This is a genomic window from Chryseobacterium kimseyorum (assembly GCF_025971945.1).
Lineage (GTDB): Bacteria > Bacteroidota > Bacteroidia > Flavobacteriales > Weeksellaceae > Chryseobacterium > Chryseobacterium kimseyorum.
This window is the reverse complement of sequence record NZ_JAPDHW010000044.1, coordinates 1-1,309: the sequence shown is the minus strand read 5'-3', so window position 1 is coordinate 1,309 and position 1,309 is coordinate 1. Positions and strand designations below refer to the sequence as shown.

Annotated in this window: 1 protein-coding gene; it reads right to left on the bottom strand. The window is 42.3% G+C overall.

Going from position 1 to position 1,309, the window contains the following annotated elements:
• Positions 1 to 1,309, bottom strand: a 1,309-nt coding sequence (locus OMO38_RS20240) for a GEVED domain-containing protein (protein WP_264751988.1), incomplete at both ends; no start/stop codon positions are given.

Sequence of the window (1,309 nt, the reverse complement as noted above, 5' to 3'; positions counted from 1 at the left end):
CCAATGCGGGATCTTCGTAACATACTGCCTGAATCGTCAGCTTTCCATCCTCTACTTCACCTCCAAAAACAGAACCGGTGGGAAGTGTAATATCAGCGGCATTTTTTGCAATTCTTAATCGGTAATAAGTGTCTCCTGCCGTTAATCCTGATAATCCTGTCCAGGTTAGTAGAGCACTTGTAGCACCATTAGGAACAGTGACTGTTGCAGACTCAGATGAGTCAAAAATTCCATTTTTGTTAAAATCTATCCAGCCTCTAAGAGTTGCATTACCTCCAGTATTATTGACTACCGGAACAGCAGTTGTGTAAGAAGTCGAATTGATAAACAATGTTGTTATTGAGATGCTGTTTTCATCGTTGACATTACTCAGATCATCACCGTTTGCATCTACGTTCGGAATTCCGTCAATTTCTAAATCAATTGAACTTCCGATCATCAGTGACGCAGTATTGGTTGTCGCATCATATTGAGATGGCATATGCCTTGGTCCATCCGATGCAAGGATTGTTTTGTAAGTATCTGGTGCATCTCCAAAATCTGAAACCGCAAAAGGATTAACTGGAAATGCGCAACTTGCTAAATCTCCACCACCTCCAGCAGGCGATATCGCGCCAATAGCAGAAATAGTAAAGTCGTCATTCATTCTGAATAAGGTGGTAACATTGGTAATATACAGTTGTCCAGCAGGACTGAAAGCAATACCGTTAGGGCTGCTTCCAATATCCTGTTTCACGATCTGCTCCAAAACCAAAGGTGTTGACCCCATACCGGTCGTTGGAACCGTGCTTTTAACTCTGAAAACATAAGCTGTTGGGCTGGCTCCCTGACCTGCCAAAATCCATAAATCTCCATTACCGTCCATAGCAATATCTCCACCGGCGTAGTTGCCGAGAAGCGAGTTCAGGCTGACTCCGTTTTGATCTACATAAGTACTGGTTATGGTCGTCCATGTATTATTTGTAATGCTGTAATACTTTAAAATATTATTATTTGTGATAGCGTAATAACCTGCACCGTCATTCGTCACAGTACCTCTATAAATAGTTCCCGTTGTTCCTGCTAAAGTTTCGTACACATTGGTTGCAGGGTCGTAGCTTACAAAAGTATTGTTTCCGGAGCCTGTAGCCTGAATCTGAACATAATAGAATTTTTTCGTAAGATTGCTGTATCCCATCGCATTTGCACCATTTGCCGAACTTGCAGGTGTCTGTGGATAAGGTGTTGTATTTACAACTGTTCCCAGAGCTCCTGATATAGCAGGATCTGTAAATGCTCTGATTTCTCCTGTAGCTCCGGCTAAGCTGTA